4 protein-coding genes are annotated in these 2,874 nt (G+C 45.7%); 1 reads left to right on the plus strand and 3 read right to left on the minus strand.

Going from position 1 to position 2,874, the window contains the following annotated elements; all coding sequences use genetic code 11:
- On the plus strand, nucleotides 1-212 hold a 212-nt coding region (locus BN161_RS30110), incomplete at its 5' end, for a hypothetical protein (protein WP_044266880.1).
- A gap of 98 nt (nucleotides 213-310) precedes the next feature.
- Here the strand turns inward: BN161_RS30110 and BN161_RS13025 are convergent.
- The 3 genes from BN161_RS13025 to BN161_RS30545 all read right to left on the minus strand — a co-directional run bounded on the left by BN161_RS13025 (nucleotide 311) and on the right by BN161_RS30545 (nucleotide 2,211).
- Entirely contained in the window at nucleotides 311-811 is a 501-nt protein-coding gene (locus BN161_RS13025; protein ID WP_052356278.1) for a group II intron maturase-specific domain-containing protein, read from the minus strand.
- 154 nt (nucleotides 812-965) lie between these two features.
- Entirely contained in the window at nucleotides 966-1,574 is a 609-nt protein-coding gene (locus BN161_RS30820) for a group II intron maturase-specific domain-containing protein (RefSeq protein ID WP_262483911.1), read from the minus strand.
- 7 nt (nucleotides 1,575-1,581) lie between these two features.
- Nucleotides 1,582-2,211, minus strand: a complete 630-nt coding sequence (locus BN161_RS30545) for a reverse transcriptase domain-containing protein (protein ID WP_262483912.1) — start codon at nucleotides 2,209-2,211, stop codon at nucleotides 1,582-1,584.
- Nucleotides 2,212-2,874 lie beyond the last annotated feature (663 nt).

Consider the following 2,874-nt stretch of genomic DNA (forward strand, 5'->3'; position numbering starts at 1 on the left):
TTGCGCAGGGAGTTTTCGGGGGCGCCGGAGGGCGCGATAATTCCTTACAATCTCCCGATTCGATAAGCCCTGCCGCTGATGCGTTTCCGCATGGAACAGAGAGAGAGGCGAATCGGAAGATTCTTATGCGACGGGCGGGTAAATCTTCTGTTAATGCCATAAAAAATATCGTCGACACGCTTCGCGGGGATTCGTTTTTAATAGATGAATAATTTTAATAGATAAATAAGTCGAGTAAGCAAGGGGAATCTCACCCCAAGCTTCTCACAGAACCGTACGTGACAATCTCCCGTCATACGGCTCTTCTTATTCAACCAGTATCCAATTTCCGCATGCCCGGGATAACTCCCCATTCCCAATGCACAAACATGGAAGGTTCGCGTTGGGCAATGCCACTCAACCAGTAATATGCCTTATTTGCATTCCCATGAAACCGTTTGTATTTGCGACGAGCCCAGCGAGCCAAATACCAGTTCAGATAATCCAAGTGTCGTTTCAATATGGAAGGATTATACTTACCATAATAATGTATCCAACCACGGACAATAGGATTGATATAAGCGGCTATTTGTTCAAGACGCAAACAAGGATACGGTCGAAAGTTCCAACTACGGATATGTTCATTCAGTCGTTGTTTTGACTTCTTACCAATAGCAGGAACAAAACCTGTGAATACAGCACCCTTCCTATCACGGCACCCACGAGGACGGAACGTATAACCAAGAAAATCAAAAGAGATAACCGGATAATCTAGGCGATTACGATTACTCTTGCAATAGACAATCTTGGTCTTTTCCAAGTTCAGGGACAAACCGCAGCAAGCAAAACGGTAGGTAATGGACTCACGTAAACGCTCAGCTTCTTCATAGCTACGACAATGGCAAACACAGTGAGTAGAGCAGGGGAACTTCCCCCCTGCGCCCTCTCAGAACCGGACGGGAACCTCTCAGCTCATCCGGCTCCCATTACCCAGCCGTAGGCAATACTCCATAGCGCCAATGCGCAAACATATTCTTGTCACGTCGCGCTATTCTACCCAACCAATATTCGGCTCGCCGTCGATGATTGAGTTTCTTATATTTACGCCGAACCCACTTTATCAGACATTGATTGATATACCTCAGTGAATATATCAGCTCTGACTTATAAAAGTGTCCGTAATAAGAAATCCAACCTTGTATCTGAGAGTTGAATATATCCGCCAAATCATTCAGACTTTCCCATACTTTCAGTTGTAGCTTCCAGCTCCTCACCTCTTCCTTCATAGATTTGATGGCTTTAGTAGACATGGCAGGAAGGAAATTTAGGAAAATGCTCCCATGCTTATTCTTTGCCAGTCGGGGACGAAATGTATAACCGAGAAAGTCAAAACTGATTTCCGAGTGCTCTTCCGTACGGTCAGCATCCTTACAGTACACGATTCGAGTTTTCTCTTCATTCAGCTCTAAACCGAACAAACGAAAACGCTCACGGAGCACTGATTTCATATACATAGCTTGCTGATAGCTTTTACAATGTAACACTCCATCATCAGCGTAGCGTTCCCACCATGCTTTGGGGTATTCCTTTGTCATAAAGCTGTCAAAAGCGTAATGCAAAAAACAAGTTCGCCAAAACCGGACTAATCACACCGCCTTGCGGGGTGCCGGAAGTACGGGGTTGTAACGTGCCGTCCTCTAACTGGAAGGGAGTAGTCAGCCAACGTTTCACATACAGAAGTATCCATTTATACGGTGTGTGCCGACGAACCATCTCTAACAGATAGTCATGACGGATATTATCAAACAATCCCTTGATGTCATATTCAAGCACCCAATCTCGATACCAGCACCGCTTACGGGTGACAGATAAAGCTTGAATGGCTGACTTGCCAGGGCGATAACCATAGGAATCTTCAAGAAAGAGTGGCTCCACGCAGGGCTCAAAGTACAGCTTGGCTGTCATTTGGGCGATTCGGTCTTCCACCGTAGGAATACCAAGTACACGTGTTCCGCCATTCTTCTTAGGGATAGATACAGCTTTTACAGGTTGAGGGAAATAGCTGCCAGAGGACATTCTATTCCAGATTTTATAAAGATTGTTTTTCAAATCCTTCTCAAAGTCTTCAATGGATTGTTCATCTACGCCAGAACTCCCTTTGTTTGCCTTGACTCGCTCATAGGCGGTGTAGACCGTCCATTTGGAGATTTCGTAGGGCTTTGTTTCTTTCATAAGTTCCTCCTTATTTACTAAGTTGTCTCATAATTAAAACGGATAATTTAAATTCTTCGCTCCATTCCCATTACAGGAACTTCTACGCTACTACAATTCAATCTGCCCCTATGGCTGCATCGGTACTCTCTTCTTGCGGGGCTGCCGCTTGAAGTACTCCCTTATCATCAGCCCGTAGGTTCCAACGTTCCGTACAAACGCCTGTATCAAGGTCATGCCTCCTCGGTGCCGCCCACCGCATAGCCAGTAAACAGGTAACCGCTATACTTATCCCGAGTTAACGACAACCCCTCGGTTTTGATGGATTTACTACGCTTTCGACACGTTCGTAAGAGGTTCACATGCTCATTCATCTCCTTGACACTCATCTGACAGTTCAAACTGCCTTTTCTCTAACGCTCAATACCATGACTTTTGACCACAGCACCTTAGAGTGATTTGAAACCGCTACCTGTATAGAGGTTCCGGTGGGCCTACCACCATCATCTGCACAGCATTGCTTGAAACACCTCGTTGTTAACTCGGAGCTTCGCGCATTCGTTGCGCCCTATCATCGGCATAACGCTCGAAGCGGATGTGGGGATGATTAAGAGTCATCCATTTGTCAAATACGTAATGAAGAAACAAGTTTGCAAGAACCGGACCTATCACACTGCCTTGGGG

This window comes from Bacteroides timonensis (assembly GCF_000513195.1).
Lineage (GTDB): Bacteria > Bacteroidota > Bacteroidia > Bacteroidales > Bacteroidaceae > Bacteroides > Bacteroides timonensis.